18 protein-coding genes and 1 riboswitch are annotated in these 16,322 nt (G+C 73.7%); of the genes, 11 read left to right on the forward strand and 7 right to left on the reverse strand.

Translation table 11 applies throughout. The features are described from left to right. Positions 1-13 precede the first annotated feature (13 nt). Positions 14-140: riboswitch (cobalamin riboswitch) on the reverse strand. A 116-nt stretch (positions 141-256) separates the two neighbouring features. After that, positions 257-1,036 (forward strand): TetR/AcrR family transcriptional regulator, encoded by a 780-nt coding sequence (locus J4557_RS34445; RefSeq protein WP_208270965.1) that lies wholly within the window; start codon positions 257-259, stop codon positions 1,034-1,036. Here J4557_RS34445 and J4557_RS34450 read toward each other — a convergent pair. Beyond that, complete coding sequence (locus J4557_RS34450) at positions 947-1,672, reverse strand: ATP-binding protein (RefSeq protein ID WP_243776811.1); 726 nt, start codon at positions 1,670-1,672, stop codon at positions 947-949. The genes J4557_RS34445 and J4557_RS34450 overlap by 90 nt on opposite strands. A gap of 193 nt (positions 1,673-1,865) precedes the next feature. Between J4557_RS34450 and J4557_RS34455 the strand changes: the two genes are divergently transcribed. From J4557_RS34455 to J4557_RS34480, 6 genes are all read left to right on the forward strand, one after another. Next, positions 1,866-2,708: a helix-turn-helix domain-containing protein gene (locus J4557_RS34455; protein WP_208270966.1), complete on the forward strand. Its 843-nt coding sequence runs from the start codon at positions 1,866-1,868 to the stop codon at positions 2,706-2,708. Next, a complete protein-coding gene (locus tag J4557_RS34460; protein ID WP_208270967.1) occupies positions 2,705-2,905 on the forward strand; it encodes a DUF397 domain-containing protein in 201 nt (66 codons plus the stop codon). Before J4557_RS34455 ends, J4557_RS34460 begins: the two co-directional genes overlap by 4 nt. Before the next feature lie 184 nt (positions 2,906-3,089). Next, positions 3,090-4,109 carry an LLM class F420-dependent oxidoreductase gene (locus J4557_RS34465; RefSeq protein WP_208270968.1) on the forward strand — a complete coding sequence of 340 codons (1,020 nt, stop codon included), beginning with the start codon at positions 3,090-3,092 and terminating at the stop codon, positions 4,107-4,109. A 150-nt stretch (positions 4,110-4,259) separates the two neighbouring features. Next, positions 4,260-5,915, forward strand: coding sequence for an acetolactate synthase large subunit (locus J4557_RS34470; RefSeq protein WP_208270969.1), 1,656 nt, complete (start codon positions 4,260-4,262; stop codon positions 5,913-5,915). Between the two features lie 87 nt (positions 5,916-6,002). Then, entirely contained in the window at positions 6,003-6,902 is a 900-nt protein-coding gene (locus J4557_RS34475) for an RpnC/YadD family protein (protein ID WP_208270970.1), read from the forward strand. A gap of 106 nt (positions 6,903-7,008) precedes the next feature. Continuing rightward, on the forward strand, positions 7,009-7,236 hold the full coding sequence (locus J4557_RS34480; protein WP_208270971.1) for a hypothetical protein: 228 nt from the start codon (positions 7,009-7,011) through the stop codon (positions 7,234-7,236). A gap of 188 nt (positions 7,237-7,424) precedes the next feature. Here the strand turns inward: J4557_RS34480 and J4557_RS34485 are convergent, their stop codons facing one another. Then, positions 7,425-8,669: an MFS transporter gene (locus J4557_RS34485; protein WP_208270972.1), complete on the reverse strand. Its 1,245-nt coding sequence runs from the start codon at positions 8,667-8,669 to the stop codon at positions 7,425-7,427. Positions 8,670-8,758: 89 nt separating this feature from the next. Here J4557_RS34485 and J4557_RS34490 point away from each other — a divergent pair, with 89 nt between their 5' ends. After that, positions 8,759-9,340, forward strand: a complete 582-nt coding sequence (locus tag J4557_RS34490; RefSeq protein ID WP_208270973.1) for a TetR/AcrR family transcriptional regulator — start codon at positions 8,759-8,761, stop codon at positions 9,338-9,340. Between the two features lie 41 nt (positions 9,341-9,381). On the opposite strand, the gene J4557_RS34495 is transcribed toward J4557_RS34490, so the two are convergent. From J4557_RS34495 to J4557_RS34515, 5 genes are all read right to left on the reverse strand, one after another. Continuing rightward, positions 9,382-10,188, reverse strand: a complete 807-nt coding sequence (locus J4557_RS34495; RefSeq protein WP_208270974.1) for a methyltransferase domain-containing protein — start codon at positions 10,186-10,188, stop codon at positions 9,382-9,384. Between the two features lie 230 nt (positions 10,189-10,418). After that, positions 10,419-10,649: a hypothetical protein gene (locus J4557_RS34500; protein ID WP_208270975.1), complete on the reverse strand. Its 231-nt coding sequence runs from the start codon at positions 10,647-10,649 to the stop codon at positions 10,419-10,421. A 185-nt stretch (positions 10,650-10,834) separates the two neighbouring features. Continuing rightward, complete coding sequence (locus J4557_RS34505) at positions 10,835-12,811, reverse strand: FtsX-like permease family protein (RefSeq protein WP_208270976.1); 1,977 nt, start codon at positions 12,809-12,811, stop codon at positions 10,835-10,837. Continuing rightward, on the reverse strand, positions 12,811-13,332 hold the full coding sequence (locus J4557_RS34510) for an ABC transporter ATP-binding protein (protein ID WP_425544048.1): 522 nt from the start codon (positions 13,330-13,332) through the stop codon (positions 12,811-12,813). The genes J4557_RS34505 and J4557_RS34510 overlap by 1 nt, the downstream gene beginning before the upstream one ends. Positions 13,333-13,513: 181 nt before the next feature. Then, positions 13,514-13,759, reverse strand: a complete 246-nt coding sequence (locus tag J4557_RS34515) for a hypothetical protein (protein ID WP_208270977.1) — start codon at positions 13,757-13,759, stop codon at positions 13,514-13,516. A 120-nt stretch (positions 13,760-13,879) separates the two neighbouring features. Between J4557_RS34515 and J4557_RS34520 the strand changes: the two genes are divergently transcribed. From J4557_RS34520 to J4557_RS34530, 3 genes are all read left to right on the forward strand, one after another. After that, the gene (locus J4557_RS34520) at positions 13,880-15,118 is read left to right on the forward strand and encodes a sensor histidine kinase (RefSeq protein ID WP_307800376.1); all 1,239 of its coding nucleotides are present in this window, start codon (positions 13,880-13,882) and stop codon (positions 15,116-15,118) included. 48 nt (positions 15,119-15,166) lie between these two features. Then, entirely contained in the window at positions 15,167-15,814 is a 648-nt protein-coding gene (locus J4557_RS34525) for a response regulator (protein WP_208270978.1), read from the forward strand. A 92-nt stretch (positions 15,815-15,906) separates the two neighbouring features. Next, a complete protein-coding gene (locus tag J4557_RS34530; protein WP_307800377.1) occupies positions 15,907-16,239 on the forward strand; it encodes a hypothetical protein in 333 nt (110 codons plus the stop codon). The last annotated feature ends 83 nt before the right edge of the window (positions 16,240-16,322 follow it).

Genomic DNA, 16,322 nt, shown 5'->3' on the forward strand with positions numbered 1-16,322 from the left:
TGTCCGACGGCCGGAGTCTCCTGGCTCCCGGATCACCGCTCCCCCTCGGCCTTCCAGCACCTCGTGGTGCCGTGGCCGCGTCGAGGGGGGCTCCCCTGGTCACAGTTGCGGGACAGCCCCGGATTCGCACCGGGTTCCTCCGCGTCCGTCGCCCGCCCAGGATCGCACACCGGCCGGACGCGCTCGACCCGGCCGTCTATCGGCGAAGTGCCGATCCATGTTGGCGATACGCCAATGAGATGGTCTACTGGTCGGTATGGAGCGACGCGCAGCCCCGCGCGGCGAGGCCGCCGGAGCCGCGACGCCGCGCCCGGGCGACACCCGGAGCCCGAAGGCCCGCTACCAGCGCCTGCCGCGCGACGAGCGGCGCGACCAGATCCTCGACGTCGCGCGCCGCATGTTCACCGAACTGCCGTACGCGGAGGTGGCCACCGCGGCGATCGCCCGCGAGGCCGGCGTCCAGCGCGGGCTCATCCACTACTACTTCGGCACCAAGCGGGAGCTGTTCCTCAAGGTCGTCCAGGGCCTGACGGCCACCGCGGCGGTGCAGGCCCCGCCGCCGGACGAGCGGATGACGCTGCCCGAGACGGTCGAGCTGTGCGTGAACCTCTTCCTCGACACCGCCGAGCGCAACGCCACCACCTGGTTCGCGGCGCTGGACGCGGAGGGCTTCGGGCAGGACCCGGAACTGCTCCACATCGTCAACCGGTTCCGCGACCGGACGGTCGAGCACATGCTCGCCGTCCTGCGGGTGCCCGCCCCGACCGGCACGCTGCGGGCCGTCCTGCGCATCTACTCCGGGCTCGCGGACGCGGCGACGCGGCAGTGGCTCCAGGAGCGGACCCTCGACCGCGCGCAGGTGCAGACGCTGCTGACCAGGTCGCTGCTGTCGATGGTCACCGACATCGCCCCCGCGCTGGAGGCCCAGGACGGAGCCGGGAGGCGACTAGAGACCGGGGACCGGCTGCTTCACGCCGCCGCGCACCGGGACGGCGAACCAGACGGCCTTCCCCCGGACGCCCGGGCCGAGCCGTGACAGCGTCCGCAGCATGCCCCAGCGCCCCCGCGACAGCTCCCGGACGATGCTGAGACCGCGCCCGCAGTCCCCGGACGTCCACGAGTAGCCGGGCAGCGACGCGTCGACGTGGGCGTCGAAGACGGCGCACCGCACCTCGGCGCCGGCCGGGGCGCCGGGACCTGCCGGGACGCCGGACGCGCGGGGCCCGGCGCCGGGCGGGTCGCCGAGGTAGAGCCACAGCTCGTGGGGACCGTGGTCGCCGGCGTGCTGGTGGGCGTTGGTGGCCAGCTCGCTCACCATCAGCTGCGCGTCGCCGATCACCTCGTCCCGCACGCCGAGCGAGGCGAGCGCGTCGCGCAGCACGCGGCGGGCGTGGCTCGCGCAGCCGGGCCCGCCGGGCAGCGCCCACACCCATCCCGGCCTGGCGCCGCCCGGCCCGCACGCACCCCCGGCGGCCATCGCGTCGGCCATGGCGGCGGCGTCGATCATCATGTCCGCGGCGAGGTCGGCCGCCGGGTCGGAGGGGGCGCCGGGCGGCGCCGCGCGGTCGGCGGCGGCCGGGACGCCGGCCGCCAGGTCGTGCCCGGCGCGCGGGGCGGCGGTGTGCCGCGGAGCGCGCCGGCTCGCGTCGGTGGTCTCAGGCGGGGTCTTCACGAGCGCCTCCCGCGGGCCGCCTGCCGGGAGCGCGGTCCGGTCGCCGTCACTATCGGTCCCCGAGCAGTCACGCATTCAAGACTCTCGTGAGATTCTCACGTACGCAAGCGCCTTGATGGAATTGCCCTGCCCTTCGTGCCGGGTTCGCCAATCGCGTTGTGGCGCGGCCCGAGAGCAGCGAGACTTCGCTCCCATGACCTACCGCCCCACCGTTCGTGGCCGCCGTCTGGCGCGGGAGCTCCGCAAGCTGCGCGAGGAGCAGGGACTCACCCTGCAGGAGGTCGCGGACCGGCTCGACTGGTCCAGGGCCACCGTCTCCCGCCTGGAGACCAGCCAGACCCGGCCGCGGCCCGGCGACATCGCCGACATCCTCGACCTGTACGGCGTGCCGAGCCCCGACCGCGACGCGCTGATCACGCTGGCCAGGCAGGCGGGGCAGCGCGGCTGGTGGACCGCCTACCAGGACGTCTTCGCGGGCAGCTACGTCGCGCTGGAGGACGAGGCGTCGCACATCCGCACCTGGGACCCGCAGCTCATCCACGGCCTGCTGCAGACCGAGGAGTACTCCCGCGCGGTCATCACGGCGGGCCGGCTGCTGCCCGCGCAGGAGGACATCGAGCGCCGCATCGCGGCCCGCAAGATCCGCCAGGCGCTGCTCGACCGCGAGAGCGCGCCCCGGCTCCAGGTGATCTTCGACCAGGCGGTGCTGCTCCGGCCCATCGGCGGCCGCGACGTGATGCGCGCCCAGCTGGAGTCCCTGGTCGAGGCGGTGAACCGCCCAACGGTGACCGTTCAGGTCCTCCCGTTCGCACAGGGGGGACATGCGGGCCTTGACGGACGTTTCACCATTTTGTCGTATCCGGACCCCGCAGACCCCGATATCGCCTACGTAGAGGGGACCATGGGCGACGTTTACCTTGAGAGCAGCGAGGCAATAGCAAAACATAGGGACCGCTTCGATCGGATCGAGGCGGCCGCCCTGTCCCCCGAGGAATCCGCGCACCTCATAGCCGAGGCAGCAAGGAGCAGCCTGTGACCAACCTGCAGCGCGAACTCAACGGAGCCACCTGGCGCAAGTCCTCCCGCAGTGGGAGCGGCGACCAGTGCGTCGAGGTGGCCCCCCTCTCCAGCGATCTACGCGCTGTTCGCGATTCGAAGGACCCCGGCGGACCGGCCCTGGTGCTGACGCCGGACGCCTGGCAGACCCTCCTCGACTCCATCCGGGAGGTCTGAGCACGACCCCGGAGGGCCGCGGCGCACGTCGCCGCGGCCCTTCGCCGTGCCCGCGCGCCGTGCCGGGGCCGGAACGGGGACCGGCGCGGTGACCCCGCCCTTCCCTCGAAAGTAGAACGTGTTCTAGTATCGCCCGTGCGGCGCCGACCCGGCGACGCGGCCCCCGCGACCGGAGGATGGCATCGTGACCGCGGAACTCAAGCTCGGCATCAACGTCGGCTACTGGCAGCGCGACCCCGAGGACCAGACCGAGACGGTGCTGGCCGCCGAGCGCTGCGGATACGACTCGGTCTTCACCGCCGAGGCCTACGGCTCCGACGCGTTCACCCCGCTCGCCTGGTACGCCGCCCGCACGTCCCGGATCAAGCTCGGCACCGCCGTCGTCCAGATGTCGGCGCGCACGCCCGCCGCCACCGCGATGCACGCGCTCACCCTCGACGCGCTGTCCGGCGGGCGCGTGATCCTCGGCCTCGGCGCGTCCGGCCCGCAGGTCGTGGAGGGCTGGTACGGGCAGCCGTTCCCCAAGCCGCTCGCCCGCACCCGCGAGTACCTCGACATCGTCCGGCAGGTCTGGCGGCGCGAGGAGCCGGTCACCAGCGAGGGCCCGCACTACCCGCTGCCGTACCCCGGCGGCGCCGGCCTCGGCAAGCCGCTCAAGTCGATCGTCCACCCCGTCCGCCCGGAGATCCCCGTCTACCTCGGCGCCGAGGGGCCCAAGAACGTCGCGCTGTCCACCGAGGTGGCGCAGGGCTGGCTGCCGCTGTTCGTCGACCCCGAGCAGATCGAGCCGGTGTTCGGCGCGTCGCTGGCGAACCGCCCCGACGGCTTCGAGATCGCCGCGACCGTCACCACGATCGTCACCGACGACCTGGCGTCCGCACTGGAGTTCGCCAAGATCCCCCTCGCCTTCTACATCGGCGGGATGGGCGCCAAGGACCGCAACTTCCACCTCGACCTCATCGGCCGGCTCGGCTACGCGGAGCAGGCCCAGCGCGTCCAGGAGCTGTTCCTCGACGGGCGCCGCGCCGAGGCGATCAAGGCCGTCCCCGACGACCTCGCCGACTCGATCTCGCTGCTCGGCCCCATCGGCCGGATCAAGGAGCGGCTCCAGCTCTGGCGCGACAGCCCGGTCAGCACCGTGCTGATCGCCGGGGTGAAGGACGAGCCGACGCTGCGCGCGATCAGGGAGATGGTCGACGGCTGAGCGAGAGGTCCGGTTCAGGCGGGGCCGCCCCTCCCCATTCCGGGGTGGGGCGCCCGTAACCGATCACACACGGCGCGATGGAATGGAGGCGGCGAACCGGGTGCTGCACCGAAGGCACCCGGAGATCAGAGACTGGAGATGGGACACACGATGTCCACGCAGGAAGACGCCGCCCGGCTGCTCGTGAGGACCCTCGAGGCGGAGGGCGTCGAATACGTCTTCGGCATACCCGGCGAGGAGAACATCCACTTCGTCCACGCCCTGAACGACTCACCGATCCGCTACATCCTCGTCCGCCACGAGCAGGGCGCCGCGTTCATGGCCGAGATCTACGGCCGCCTCACCGGCAAGGCCGGCGTCGCCTCCGCCACCCTCGGCCCGGGCGCGATCAACCTGCAGCTCGGCGTCGCCGACGCCACCACCAACAGCACCCCCGTCGTCGCGATCTCCGCCCAGGTCGGCCTCGACCGCATCTACAAGGAGTCGCACCAGATCGTCGACCTGGTGTCGCTGTTCCGTCCCATCACCAAGTGGTCCGAGCTGGCCCCGACCGCCGAGGCGCTGCCGGAGATGGTCCGCAAGGCGTTCAAGACCGCGCAGACCGAGCGGCCCGGCGCCGTGTACCTCGCCATCCCCGAGGACGTCGAGTCCGCGAAGGTCTCGGACGCGCTCAGGCCGCTGCCGGTCAACATCGTCCGGCCGCAGGAGCCGTCGCCGTCGCAGATCGCCCGCGCCGCCGACGTGATCGCCCTCGCCCGGCAGCCGATCGTCCTCGCCGGCCACGGCGCCACCCGCGACCGCGCGAGCGACGCGCTGATCCACTTCTCCGAGCGCCTCGGCCTGCCCGTCGCCACCACCTTCAACGGCAAGGGCGTCTTCCCCGACGACCACCGCAACGCCCTCGGCGCCGTCGGCTTCATGCGCCACGACTACGTCAACTTCGGCTTCGACGAGGCGGACGTCCTCATCGCCGTCGGCTACGAGCTGCAGGAGTTCGACCCCGTCAAGATCAACCCGAACGCCGACAAGAAGATCATCCACATTCACCAGTCGCCCGCCGAGGTCGACGACCACTACCCCGTCACCGTCGGCATCCAGGGCGACATCTCCCGCTCCCTGCGCGCCCTCGCCGACAGCGTCCACCGCCGCTGGGACGTCAACGGCACCGGCGAGAAGATCCGCCGGATGATGCGCGACGAGCTCGCCGAGGGTGCCGCCGAGGACGGCTTCCCTCTCTCCCCCCGCCGCATCGTCGCCGACGTCCGCGCCGCCATGGGCCGCGCCGACATCGTCCTCGCCGACACCGGCGCGGTGAAGATGTGGATGGCCCGCATGTACCCGACGTACGAGCCGAACACGCTCCTCGTCTCCAACGGCCTGTCGTCCATGGGCTTCTCGGTCCCCGGCGCCATCGCCGCCAAGCTCGCCCACCCCGACCGCAGGGTCCTCGCCGCCACCGGCGACGGCGCGTTCCTGATGAACTCCCAGGAGCTGGAGACCGCCGTCCGCGAGAACATCCCGATCACCGTCCTGATCTGGGACGACTCCGCCTACGGCCTGATCGAGTGGAAGATGGACCTCGACATGGGCACCAGCTCCCACATCAAGTTCGGCAACCCCGACTTCGTGAAGTACGCCGAGAGCTTCGGCGCCCGCGGCTACCGGGTGGAATCCGCCGCCGAGCTCCTCCCCACCCTCCGCAAGGCCCTCGCCGAGGACACCGTGTCCGTCATCACCGTCCCGGTGGACTACTCCCACAATCTGCAGCTGACCGACAAGCTGGGCGACCTGACCGGCCCGTTCTGATCATCCGCCGCGGTGTTCATGGTCTCGAATGACCATTCGAGACCATGAACATCGCGTGACCGTTCGATTACCCTTAGTTTGGCGTGCATGCCAACAAGTGCACACGAGCTCCCGCTGGAGATGGTCCGCAACCGGCCCGAGCTCGTCCCCACCATCCTGCGGACCGTCTTCGGCCTGGACATCCTCGGCGAACCCAGCATCACGTCCGAGTCCTTCGCGGATCTGAACCCGGCCGAACTACGGTGCGACGCCACCGTCCTGTTCGACACCCGGGACAAGCGCGCCCACGGCGTCATCGTCGAGTCGCAGCAGCGGTTCGACGGCGGCAAGCAGTACAGCTGGCCCGCCTACATCGCGCTGCTCCGGCTACGCCACAAATGCGGAGCGACGCTGCTCGTCCTCTGCCCGGACGAGAACAGCGCCCGCAGATGCGCCGCCCCCATCGACATGGGGCATCCCAACTGGGTGCTCGAACCCCTGACCGTCCACCCCGGCATGCTCCCCCCGATCACCGACCCCGACGAAGCCGCCCGCATGCCCGAGCTCGCCGTCCTCAGCGCCCCAGCGCACGCCGACGGCCCGCACGCAAAAGACGTGGTCAGCGCCGTCGCGGCGGCCATCGACACGCTCACCGGAGACACCGGCCCTCTGTACCATGACTACCTGAGGACGCTGCTCTCCGACGCTGCACGCAAGCTCCTGGAGGACACTGTGAAGACCGCCGGCTACGAGTGGCAGTCAGACTTCGCCAAGAAGCACATAGCCGAAGGACTCGCTGAAGGACGGGCCGAGGGACGAGCTGAAGGGCGGGCCGAGGGAGAGGCGATCGGCGAGGCCAGGTTCCTGCTCCGCATCCTCAAGAACCGCGGCATCACCGTCCCCGACGAAGTCCGCGAGCGCATCACGAGCTGCACCGACACCGACCAGCTCGAACGCTGGGGCGACCGAGCACTCGTCATCGACCGCGCCGAGCAGCTCTTCGACTGATGTCCCGGCCGCCCCCGCTGCCGAGCGGGGGCGGCCACCTCCGAACGCCATCGAAGCTCCGCGCCCGGCTCGCTCTGCTGAGCGCATCGGCCTCGGGGAAGAGACCATGGACATCAAGAACTACGAGTGGCAGTCGGACTTCGCCAAGAAGCACATCGCCGAGGGATACCGCCAGGGCATGGCCAAGGTGGTGTTGCGAGTTCTGGACAGGCGGGGGGTCGTCGTCACGGACGAGACGCGCGACCGGATCGCCGGTTGCGACGACATCGAACAGCTTGAGCGCTGGCTCGACCGCGCGGTCGACATGGACGTTGCGGACGGCCTCTTCGACTGATGCGGGTCCGGTCCCGTCCTGTGGTGGGCGGGACCGGTTCGTGGGTTGGGGTCACGGGGGGCGGACCGTCCTGTTCGCTTCTCCGGGCGGCATCTCGGGCCGTTCTGGCGGGAGATCCCGGACGCGGTGAGCAAAGCACGATCCGCCGGATGATGCTGACGTCGGCCGACCAGGGCGGGGCAGCGTGATCAACTCTGCGGGCGGTTCTCGGTGGTGGAGCGGTTGAGGAGGAGGCCGGCGGCGGCGAGGAGGGCCAGGACGATCACGGCGCCGCCGTAGATGTCGGCGGTGTCGCGCAGGCCGATGTGCGTGGTGGCGATGCCGGCGGCGATCGCGGGCAGGCTGAACGCGAGGTAGCTGAGGGTGTAGACGGTCGCGAAGAGGGCCGCCCGGCGGGCCGGTTCGGCGAGGGACGCGGCGATGCGGAAGGCGCCGAGGAACGCGGCCCCGAAGCCGAAGCCGGAGATCACGGTGGCGGTGAAGAACAGCGGTGTGGACGCGGCGGCGAGCGCGGTGAGGGTGAGGGCGAGGCCGGCCGCGAGGACGACGGAGCCGCCGATCATCATGGGGCGGGGGCGGCGGGCGCCGGTCGCGATGACGGCGGTGGCGCTCGCGACCATCAGCGCGAAGACGACGAGTCCACCGACGAGGTGGCTGCGGACCCCGAGGACGCCGGCGGCGAGCGAGGGGCCGAGCGACATGTAGAGGCCGACGACGCCCCAGGTGGCGATCAGGCTGGGGACGATCAGCAGGAACGTGCCGCGGGCGCCGCGGGGGACGCTGACCTGCGGGCGCAGCGAGGCGAGCGCGCCGGGACGGCGGGCGGACGTCTCCGGCATGAGCAGCATGGCGGCGGCGGCGAGGGCGCACAGCGCGGCGAGCAGCCAGTAGACGAGGGTGGTCGGCGCGGGCGCGTACTGGACGAGCAGGCCGGAGCCGAGGGCGCCGGCGCCGAGGCCGATGCCCGGGGTGGCGCTGTTGACGAGGGAGGCGAGGCGCTGGTCGTGCGGGGGCTGCAGGTCGACGAGGCCCGCGCTGATCGCGCCGGTGGCGGTGCCGGTCGCGAGGCCCTGCAGGATGCGGGCGGCGACGAGCCAGCCGACACCGTCCGCGGCGACGAACATCAGCATGGCGGCGACCTGGGCGACCAGCGCGGCGGCGAGCACGGGACGGCGCCCGATGTGGTCGGAGAGGGCGCCGACGGTGACGAGCGCGGCCAGCAGCGCGAGAGCGTAGACGGCGAAGACGACGGTCAGCGTGGTCGCCGAGAACTTCCATTCGGCCTGGTAGACGACGTAGAGGGGGGACGGCGCGGCGGCCGCGGCCATGAAGGCGAGGAGGGTGGCGGCGAGGGTCCAGAAAGCGGCGGCGCGGGGCAGCCGGCGGGTCCGCGGGCGCGCGGCGGGTTCGGCGGCCGGGAGGGCGGTGGTCACGGCGAACTCCTAAAGCAAAGATATTGGCTTTAAGAGACCGTACTCCCCTCCGGACACTAAAGCAAAGATTATTGCGTTAACCTGGCCCCATGAGCACCGCCACCCGTTCCGCGGCGGCGCGGCCCGGCGGGCGCAGCGCCCGCGTCCGGGACGCGGTGCACCGCGCGGTCACCGAGCTGATCTGCGAGCGCGGCGCCGACCGGGTCACGATCCCCCTGGTCGCGTCGCGCGCGGGCGTCAACCCGACGACGGTCTACCGACGCTGGGGCACCGTGCCCGCGCTGCTGGCCGATGTGGCCGCCAAGGAGTTGGACGCCGACGCGCCTCCGCCGCCGACCGGCGACCTGCGCGCCGACCTCGCGGCGTACGCCGAGTGGGACCTGGCGCATCTGTCGCGCCCCGGCGGCATCGCGTTCTTCCGCGCGGAGGTCGCGGACGACCTCGACGAGCGCAAGGCGGGCCTGCGGGAATGCCTCCGGCAGGTCAACGGCGACCTGGAGGCGGTCGTCGCCGCGGCCCGCGCGGGCGGTGAGGCCGACCCGCCGCCGGTCGAGGAGATCATCGACCGGGTGGTGGCGCCGCTGTACTTCCGGGTCGTCTTCTCGATCCCGGGCACCGACGCCCGTTTCGCCCGGAGGCTGGCCGAGGAGTTCCTCGACGGGCGGTCCTGACCGGGACGCGGCCGCCCCCGCCGCCGCGTCCCGGACGCGGATCAGGCGCGGCAGAGGATCTCGCCGTGCGTGACGGAGTACCAGCCGTCCTCGGCGGCGGCCCACTCCTTCCAGCCCTCGTAGACGCGCTGCAGTTCCTCGCGGGTGGCGTGGCCGGCGGCGACGGCCTTGTCCGCGACGGACGAGTCCCGCATCCGGCCTCCCCATGACTCGCTCCACCACTCGCGCTCCTCCGGGGTGGCATAGCACCAGGCCGACGCGGACGCGGTGACGTCGGTGAACCCGGCCCGCCGCGCCCAGGAGACCAGCCGCCGCCCGCCCTCCGGCTCGCCGCCGTTGCCGCGGGCCACCTTGTAGTAGATGTGCCGCCAGGGGGCCATGGCCTCGGGTTCCGGGTACCAGATCATGGTGCCGAAGTCGGCCTCGCGGGCGGCGACGATCCCCCCGGGCTTGGCGACCCGGCGCATCTCGGCCAGCGCCCGGACGGGGTCGGCGATGTGCTGCAGGACCTGGTGGGCGTGGACGACGTCGAAGGTGTCGTCGGGGAAGTCCAGGGCGTGGACGTCGGCGACGGCGAACTCGACGTTGGTCACGCCCTTGGCCTCGGCGTTGCGGCGGGCCTCGGCCAGGACGACCTCGGCGGCGTCGGTGGCGGCGACGCGTCCGGGCGCGACCAGCTCGGCCATCCCGGCGGTGATGGTGCCCGGACCGCAGCCGACGTCCAGCACCGAGAGCCCGGCACGCAGGTGCGGGACCAGGTACGCGGCGGAGTTCTCGACGGTGCGCCACTGGTGCGCGCTCAGCACGTTCGCGTGGTGGCCGTGGGTGTAGGTCGCGTTCGCGGACATCGGGATCACCTCTCTGTCGATGTCCGTACCCTACGCCGACTTCTCAGAATTTGAGAACTGAATCTCGTATAATGAGACAGTGTCGGCGTGCGGACATGCGGAAGGGGGCCGAGGCGCGATGCCTCGGCCCCCTTCCGGAGCCGGTTCGTCAGGCGGCCGCCGTCAGGCCGCCTTCCCCGTCATGCGACCTTGCTCGCCAGGCCGGGTTGCTCGCCAGGTCGCGTTGCTCGTCATGCGGCCAGGGCGATGCGCCGGGCGGCGACGCGCCGCGCGGCGGGGACCGCCGGGACGGGCGCCGGGGCGGGCAGCGGTTCGATCATGGCCAGCGCCGGCGGAACCTCGGCGTAGGCGTTCAGCGTCGCGTGGGTGAGTTCGGTGAGCCACGGCTGCACGACGGTCCGCTCGGCGGGCCCGTCCAGCCGCGGGTGGGTGAGATGGAATGTGCCGGTCGCTTCGCTCACTGTCGACACCCCTTCCTTGACCCGGCGGCCCCGCGCCTGTGCGGCGGCCACCGGTTGTCACATACCCCTAGGTACGTAGGCACAAGCCACTCGGTTCGGCGCCTGTTCCCAATCGCCCCAGGTTGTCCCCTAAGTCACATCCCAACCTAGAGCCCCCCTCGGACATTTCTCGAACAGATATTCGGCTAGTCGGGGGCGGGCGCGGGGTCGGTGGTGACCGAGCGGAGCAGCGGCCGGCTCAGCGCGCTCGCGCCGGCGATCCCGCCGAACCCCAGCGCCACGAACGCGGCGAGCGTCACCGCCCCGGACGCGCCGAACCCGATCGCGAACGGCGAGGCGAAGAACAGCCCGGTCGCCAGCGAGCCGCCGCCCATCACGACGAGCGGGATGAGCGTCTCCTGCCGCCGCGCCCGGTCCAGCACCCGCAGCGGGGTGCCCGCGAGGCGCAGCATCGCGTAGGCCTGCCGCCGGTCCAGCACGGCCGAGGCGCCGGTGATGCCCGCGCTGGTGATCGCGATGAGGAACGACACGGCCAGCACGGTGAGCGCCCCCGTCCGCAGGTCGGCGAACAGCTGCGCCTCGCTCCGGTCCTCGTCGGCCGGGGTGGTGGCCACGTGGCCGGGGACGGCCGCGGTGAGCGCCGTACGAGCCCGGTCGACGGCGCCCGCACCGCCGCGCACGGTGATCGCCACGACGGCGGCGCCCTCCACCGGGCTCCCGGCGACGGGCGGCCGCACCGCGACGCCCGCGTCGATCCCGTCCAGCCTGCCCCTGACCTGCTCGGCGACGGCGGCGGCGCGCCCGGGCGGGACGCTCAGCCGCAGTTCGCCGGAGTCCCCCGTCCCAGTGGCCGCCCCGCTGAGCAGGGCGAGGAACCCGGCGACGAACCCGGTCAGCGCGACGCCGGCGACCGTCCGCCAGGCGGAGCGCGGGTCGTCCATCAGCCGGCGCCCGGCCAGCAGCCGTGCCGGGCTCCGCGCGAGGCCGACCGTGATCCGGCCGATCAGCGCGACCACCCACGGCCCGGCGAGATTGATCGCGAGGAACGCCAGCACGAGGAACGCCAGCATGATCACCAGCCCGAGCCGCCCGAGGCCGGTCAGCCCGCCGCTCGTCGCGCCGAACGCGACCACGACGGCGCCGAGCACCAGCAACCGGACGGCGCGCATCGCGGGCGGCGTCTCGCGCCGGGCGACGCCGAGCGGGCTCACCACGACGCGGCGCAGCCCGGCGACCGCGCTGGCGCCGACGAGGACGGGCACCGCCGCGAGCACCGCCCCGGCGACGGGGAGGCCCGGCCACAGGTCGGAGGCATACCAGCCGCCGCCCGCGATGGTGATGCGGGTGAGCGCCGGGATCGCCGCCGCGTACAGGGCGGTCCCGGCCAGCGCGCCCGCCGCCGCGGTGACCACGGCCTCCGCGGTGGTGATCGCGACGACCTGCCCGGGGGTGGCGCCGACCAGCCGCAGCGCGGCGAGCCTCCGGTCGCGGCGCGCGACGGTCAGCCGGGCGGCGGCGCCGCCGAACACCAGCAGCGGGACGACCATCAGCACCGACGCGATCGCGACGAGCGCCTGGTAGGCGCCGGAGAACGCGGTGGCGCCGGTGGAGTAGCGGGCGATCCGGGTGGGCGCGGCGGTGCCCTCCATGCCGGAGAGGCCGTCGCGGGGCGCCGTCATCGCGGGGTCGCCGGGGGCGTGGCCGACCACGGCGACGAGCTCCCCGGGATGGACGAGCGCGGCCCGTCCGAGGGTCCCGGCGCGGGCCGGGAAGCGGCCGGCGAGCTGGTCGGACGGCAGGTCCTTCATCAGCCGGGCGAGCGCGGGCGAGGTCCACGTCTCCCCCGGCCTCGGGAAGCGCGGCATGCCGGGCGGGGCGGGCGCGTCCGGCTTCAGCGCCGCCAGGTCCACGACGGTGATCGGCTTGCCGCGGACGTGGTCGGTCGCGAGCGCCTCGATCATCACGGGGGCCGCGGCCGCCTTGCCGGGGTGCCGCCAGGCGTCGGCGCGGGTCCGCTGCGCGAACGCGAGGTTGGCCGTCACCGCGAACAGCAGCAGGCCCGTCGAGACGGCCACCGCGGCGAGGGTGAGCCCCGAGCCGAGCAGGTTGCGGCGGCCCCCGCCGCGCAGCAACCGCCAGGTCAGGTCCAGCGTGCCGCGCATCACGCCGCCCCGGGGACCGGCTGCCGGACGCGGCCGTCGCGGACGTGCACCGTCCGGTCGCACCAGCGCGCCACGGACGGGTCGTGCGTCACCACGACCAGCGACGCGTCGTTGTGCCGGGTCGCCTCGGTCAGCAGCCGCATCGTCTCGTGGCCGGTGGCCTGGTCGAGGGCGCCGGTCGGCTCGTCGGCGAAGACGACCGCCGGGCGCGGCGCCAGCGCGCGGGCGATCGCGACCCGCTGCGCCTGCCCGCCGGACAGCTCGCCCGGCCTCCGGCCCTCCAGCCCGGCGAGCCCGAGCGGGCCGAACCAGGTCCGGGCGGCCGTGACGGCCTCGCGGCGCGGCGTGCCGTTCAGCATGAGCGGGAGCGCGACGTTCTCCTCGGCGGGCAGTTCGGGGAGCAGCTGCCCGAACTGGAACACGAACCCGAACCGGGTGCGCCGCAGCGCGCTGCGGCGGCGCTCGCCGAGCGCGTCGATGCGCTGCCCGAGCAGGTGCACCTCTCCCGCGTCCGGTCGCATGATCCCGGCGAGGCAGTGCAGCGGGTGGACTTGCCGGACCCGCTCGGCCCCATGATCGCGACTGCCTCGGCGCGGCCGATCGCGAGGTCGACGCCGTCCAGCGCGACGGCGGCGCCGAACCGCTTGGCCAGGCCGCGGCCCGTCAGGACCGGCTCCGGCCCGGCGAGGGGACGGGGCTCGCTCACGCCGCGGCCCTCCGCCGCTCCCCGGCCGACCGCAGCTCGATGACCTCGCCGGACGCCGAGCCGGTCCCCGCGCCGGTCCCCGCGCCGGGCCCAGTGCCCGGTCCGGGCTCGGCGTGGTCCGACGGGCCGCGGGAGCGCCGGTCCCGGACCGACTCGACGATCTCCCGGACGGGGATCACCAGCCCGCCGTAGATCACGAAGACGGCGAACACGACGATGAGGGGGGTGTAGATCAGTTCCATGGCTCCAGCGTGCGCGCGGCGGGGGCGCGCGTACATCGGGCACAGGTCCGGTCCCCGGCGGCCGCCCATCGGCCGAACGGCCGATCCCGGGGTCCGCTCCGGGTCGTAATCTGCATAATCGTGAGCGATACGGGAACGGGGCTCGACCGCGTCCACTCGGTGGGCGGGTGCCTCATGCGCATCGCGTACGGCGGCTTCGCCTCGCTGTACCTGCTGGCCGGGCTCATCGCGGTCCACCACGAGCGGCCGCAGATCTGGCTGATCGTCTTCGCCGCGGTGGCCAACGCGGCGGTCCTCGCCCCGGGCCGGTGGCGGATCCGCGCGGCGTTCGGCGCGGGCGCGCTGTCCCTGCTCGGCACCCTCTACATCAGCACCGCCGCCGACCTGCACCACAGCAACCCCGGCGTGGCCGCCGAGATCGGCGGGCTGCTCATCGTCATCGCCCGGGCGGTCTGGAAGGCGCCGCGGGACCGGCTCGTGCCGCTCGCGGTGCTGCTCGGCGCGGCGGTGCTGGCCGTCCCGCTGCGCTGGTCGCCGGTCGCCGCGCTGGTGTTCACGGCGCCGCTCGGCATCACGGTCGCGGTCGCCCTCGGCGTCGGGCTCTACCTGCGCGCGATCGACGCCCGCCGGGCCCGGTCGCTCGCGGCGGCGCGCCGCGACGAGCGGCTGGAACTGGCCCGCGACCTGCACGACTTCGTCGCCCACCACGTGACCGGCATCGTCGTCCAGGCGCAGGCCGCGCGGTTCGCGGCGCAGTCGGGCGCCGCGCAGTCGCCCGAGCGGCTCGACACCATGTTCGCCGGGATCGAGAAGGCGGGCACCGAGGCGCTGACGTCGATGCGGCAGATGGTCGGGCTGCTGCGGGACGCGCAGCACACCGGCGCGGCCGACGGCGAGGCGTTCGGGGCGGCGGGCAGGACGGCGAGCGGCGCGGCGGGCGGCGCGGCGGGTGCGGCGGCGACCCGCCCGGTCGGCGACCTCGGCCGGCTCCGCGACCTGGTCGCCGGGTTCGCCGACCCGCCCGCCACCCTCGCGCTCGCGCCCGACCTCGGCCCGCTGCCGCCCGAGGTCGCCGCCTCGGTGCACCGGGTGGTGCAGGAGTCGCTGACCAACGTCCGCAAGCACGCCGCGGACGCCGCGTCCGTCCGGGTCGCGGTCGCGCGGGCGGCCGGCGGGTCGGTCGAGGTGAGCGTCCGCGACGACGGGCAGGGCCGGGGCCGGCGGCTGCCGTCCTCGGGGTTCGGGCTGGCCGGGCTGACCGAGCGGGTGAACGCGCTCGGCGGCCGCCTCCGCGCCGGCCCCCGCCCGGAGGGCGGCTGGGAGGTCGTCGCCCTCCTCCCCGCCGCCGGGAACGAGTGACCCGCGGCCGTCTGCGGCCCGGCGCCGAGGACAGGGCAAAATGATCCCGTGACCATCCGCGTACTGATCGCCGACGACCAGGAGATGGTCCGGACCGGGTTCCGGATGATCGTCGACTCGCAGCCCGACATGGAGGTGGTCGGGGAGGCGGCCGACGGCGCCGGGGCCGTGGCGCTGGCCCGGCGGCTCCGCCCGGACGTGTGCCTGTTCGACATCCGGATGCCGAAGATGGACGGCCTGGAGGCGACCCGGCTCGTCGCGGGCCCGGACGTGGCGGACCCGCCCCGGGTGGTGATCGTCACGACGTTCGACATGGACGAGTACGTGTACGGGGCGCTGCGCGGCGGCGCGGTCGGGTTCCTGCTCAAGGACAGCGGGCCGGCGCTGCTGCTGGAGGCGGTGCGTGCGGCGGCGAACGGGGAGGCGCTGGTGTCGCCCTCGATCACCGTCCGGCTGCTGGAGCACCTGGCGCGCCCGCCCGCCGCGCCCGCGCCGCCCCGCGAGCAGCCGACGGAGCGGGAGCTGGAGGTGATCCGGCTCGTCGCGCGCGGCCGCACGAACGAGGAGATCGCCGGGGAGCTGTTCGTGTCGCTGTCCACGGTGAAGACCCACCTCGGCAGCGTGCACCGCAAGCTGGGCGCGCGGAACCGGGTCGAGGTCGCGGCGTGGGCGTGGGAGTCCGGCCTGATGGCCTAGCGGGTTGCGGACCGGAGCACGGCGCCGCGGCGCGCACATCGGAGGAGCACGGGGGAACGGCACTGGCACCGGAGTCGATCGAGGGCATCCCCGTGACCGTGGTGGTCATCTGGATCCTGTGCGCGGCCGGATGGGGCGTGGTCCTCGCGGGGCTGCGCCGCGGGCTGCGCGGCCGGGAGCGGGGCCCGGCGCTGTTCGCGCACACCGTCACCCCGGCGGGCGTCGTCCTGACGTTCGCCGTGCTCGGGTACGGGTCGCTGTACGCGACGATCGCGCTGGCCGCGGAGTGGTGGTCGCTGGCGGCGGTGACGGGGTTCCAGCCGGCCCGGCTCGTGGCCGGTGGCGGCCTGCGGCGGCTGGCCGCGTGGCTGCTGGTGACCGCCGCCGTGACGTATGTGACGGGGCGCCTCGTCCTCGGCCGGTAGCGGCGGCCGCTCCCGAAAGATCCCCTGGAAGAGCGCGAACCCTTCGGGGCCCAAGCCAGTCAAAGATACGTAGTATCCGAAGC

This window comes from Actinomadura nitritigenes (genome assembly GCF_017573545.1).
Taxonomy (GTDB): domain Bacteria; phylum Actinomycetota; class Actinomycetes; order Streptosporangiales; family Streptosporangiaceae; genus Spirillospora; species Spirillospora nitritigenes.

What these genes read in the sequence shown, in the direction of transcription:
- J4557_RS34505 (WP_208270976.1), bottom strand. Translation starts at nt 12,811, where the DNA reads ATGCGCGGCACGCTGGACCTGACCTGGCGGTTGCTGCGCGGCGGGGGC.
- J4557_RS34455 (WP_208270966.1), top strand. Translation starts at nt 1,866, where the DNA reads ATGACCTACCGCCCCACCGTTCGTGGCCGCCGTCTGGCGCGGGAGCTC.
- J4557_RS34510 (WP_425544048.1), bottom strand. Translation starts at nt 13,332, where the DNA reads ATGCGACCGGACGCGGGAGAGGTGCACCTGCTCGGGCAGCGCATCGAC.
- J4557_RS34445 (WP_208270965.1), top strand. Translation starts at nt 257, where the DNA reads ATGGAGCGACGCGCAGCCCCGCGCGGCGAGGCCGCCGGAGCCGCGACG.
- J4557_RS34475 (WP_208270970.1), top strand. Translation starts at nt 6,003, where the DNA reads ATGCCAACAAGTGCACACGAGCTCCCGCTGGAGATGGTCCGCAACCGG.
- J4557_RS34515 (WP_208270977.1), bottom strand. Translation starts at nt 13,759, where the DNA reads ATGGAACTGATCTACACCCCCCTCATCGTCGTGTTCGCCGTCTTCGTG.
- J4557_RS34470 (WP_208270969.1), top strand. Translation starts at nt 4,260, where the DNA reads ATGTCCACGCAGGAAGACGCCGCCCGGCTGCTCGTGAGGACCCTCGAG.
- J4557_RS34495 (WP_208270974.1), bottom strand. Translation starts at nt 10,188, where the DNA reads ATGTCCGCGAACGCGACCTACACCCACGGCCACCACGCGAACGTGCTG.
- J4557_RS34490 (WP_208270973.1), top strand. Translation starts at nt 8,759, where the DNA reads ATGAGCACCGCCACCCGTTCCGCGGCGGCGCGGCCCGGCGGGCGCAGC.
- J4557_RS34480 (WP_208270971.1), top strand. Translation starts at nt 7,009, where the DNA reads ATGGACATCAAGAACTACGAGTGGCAGTCGGACTTCGCCAAGAAGCAC.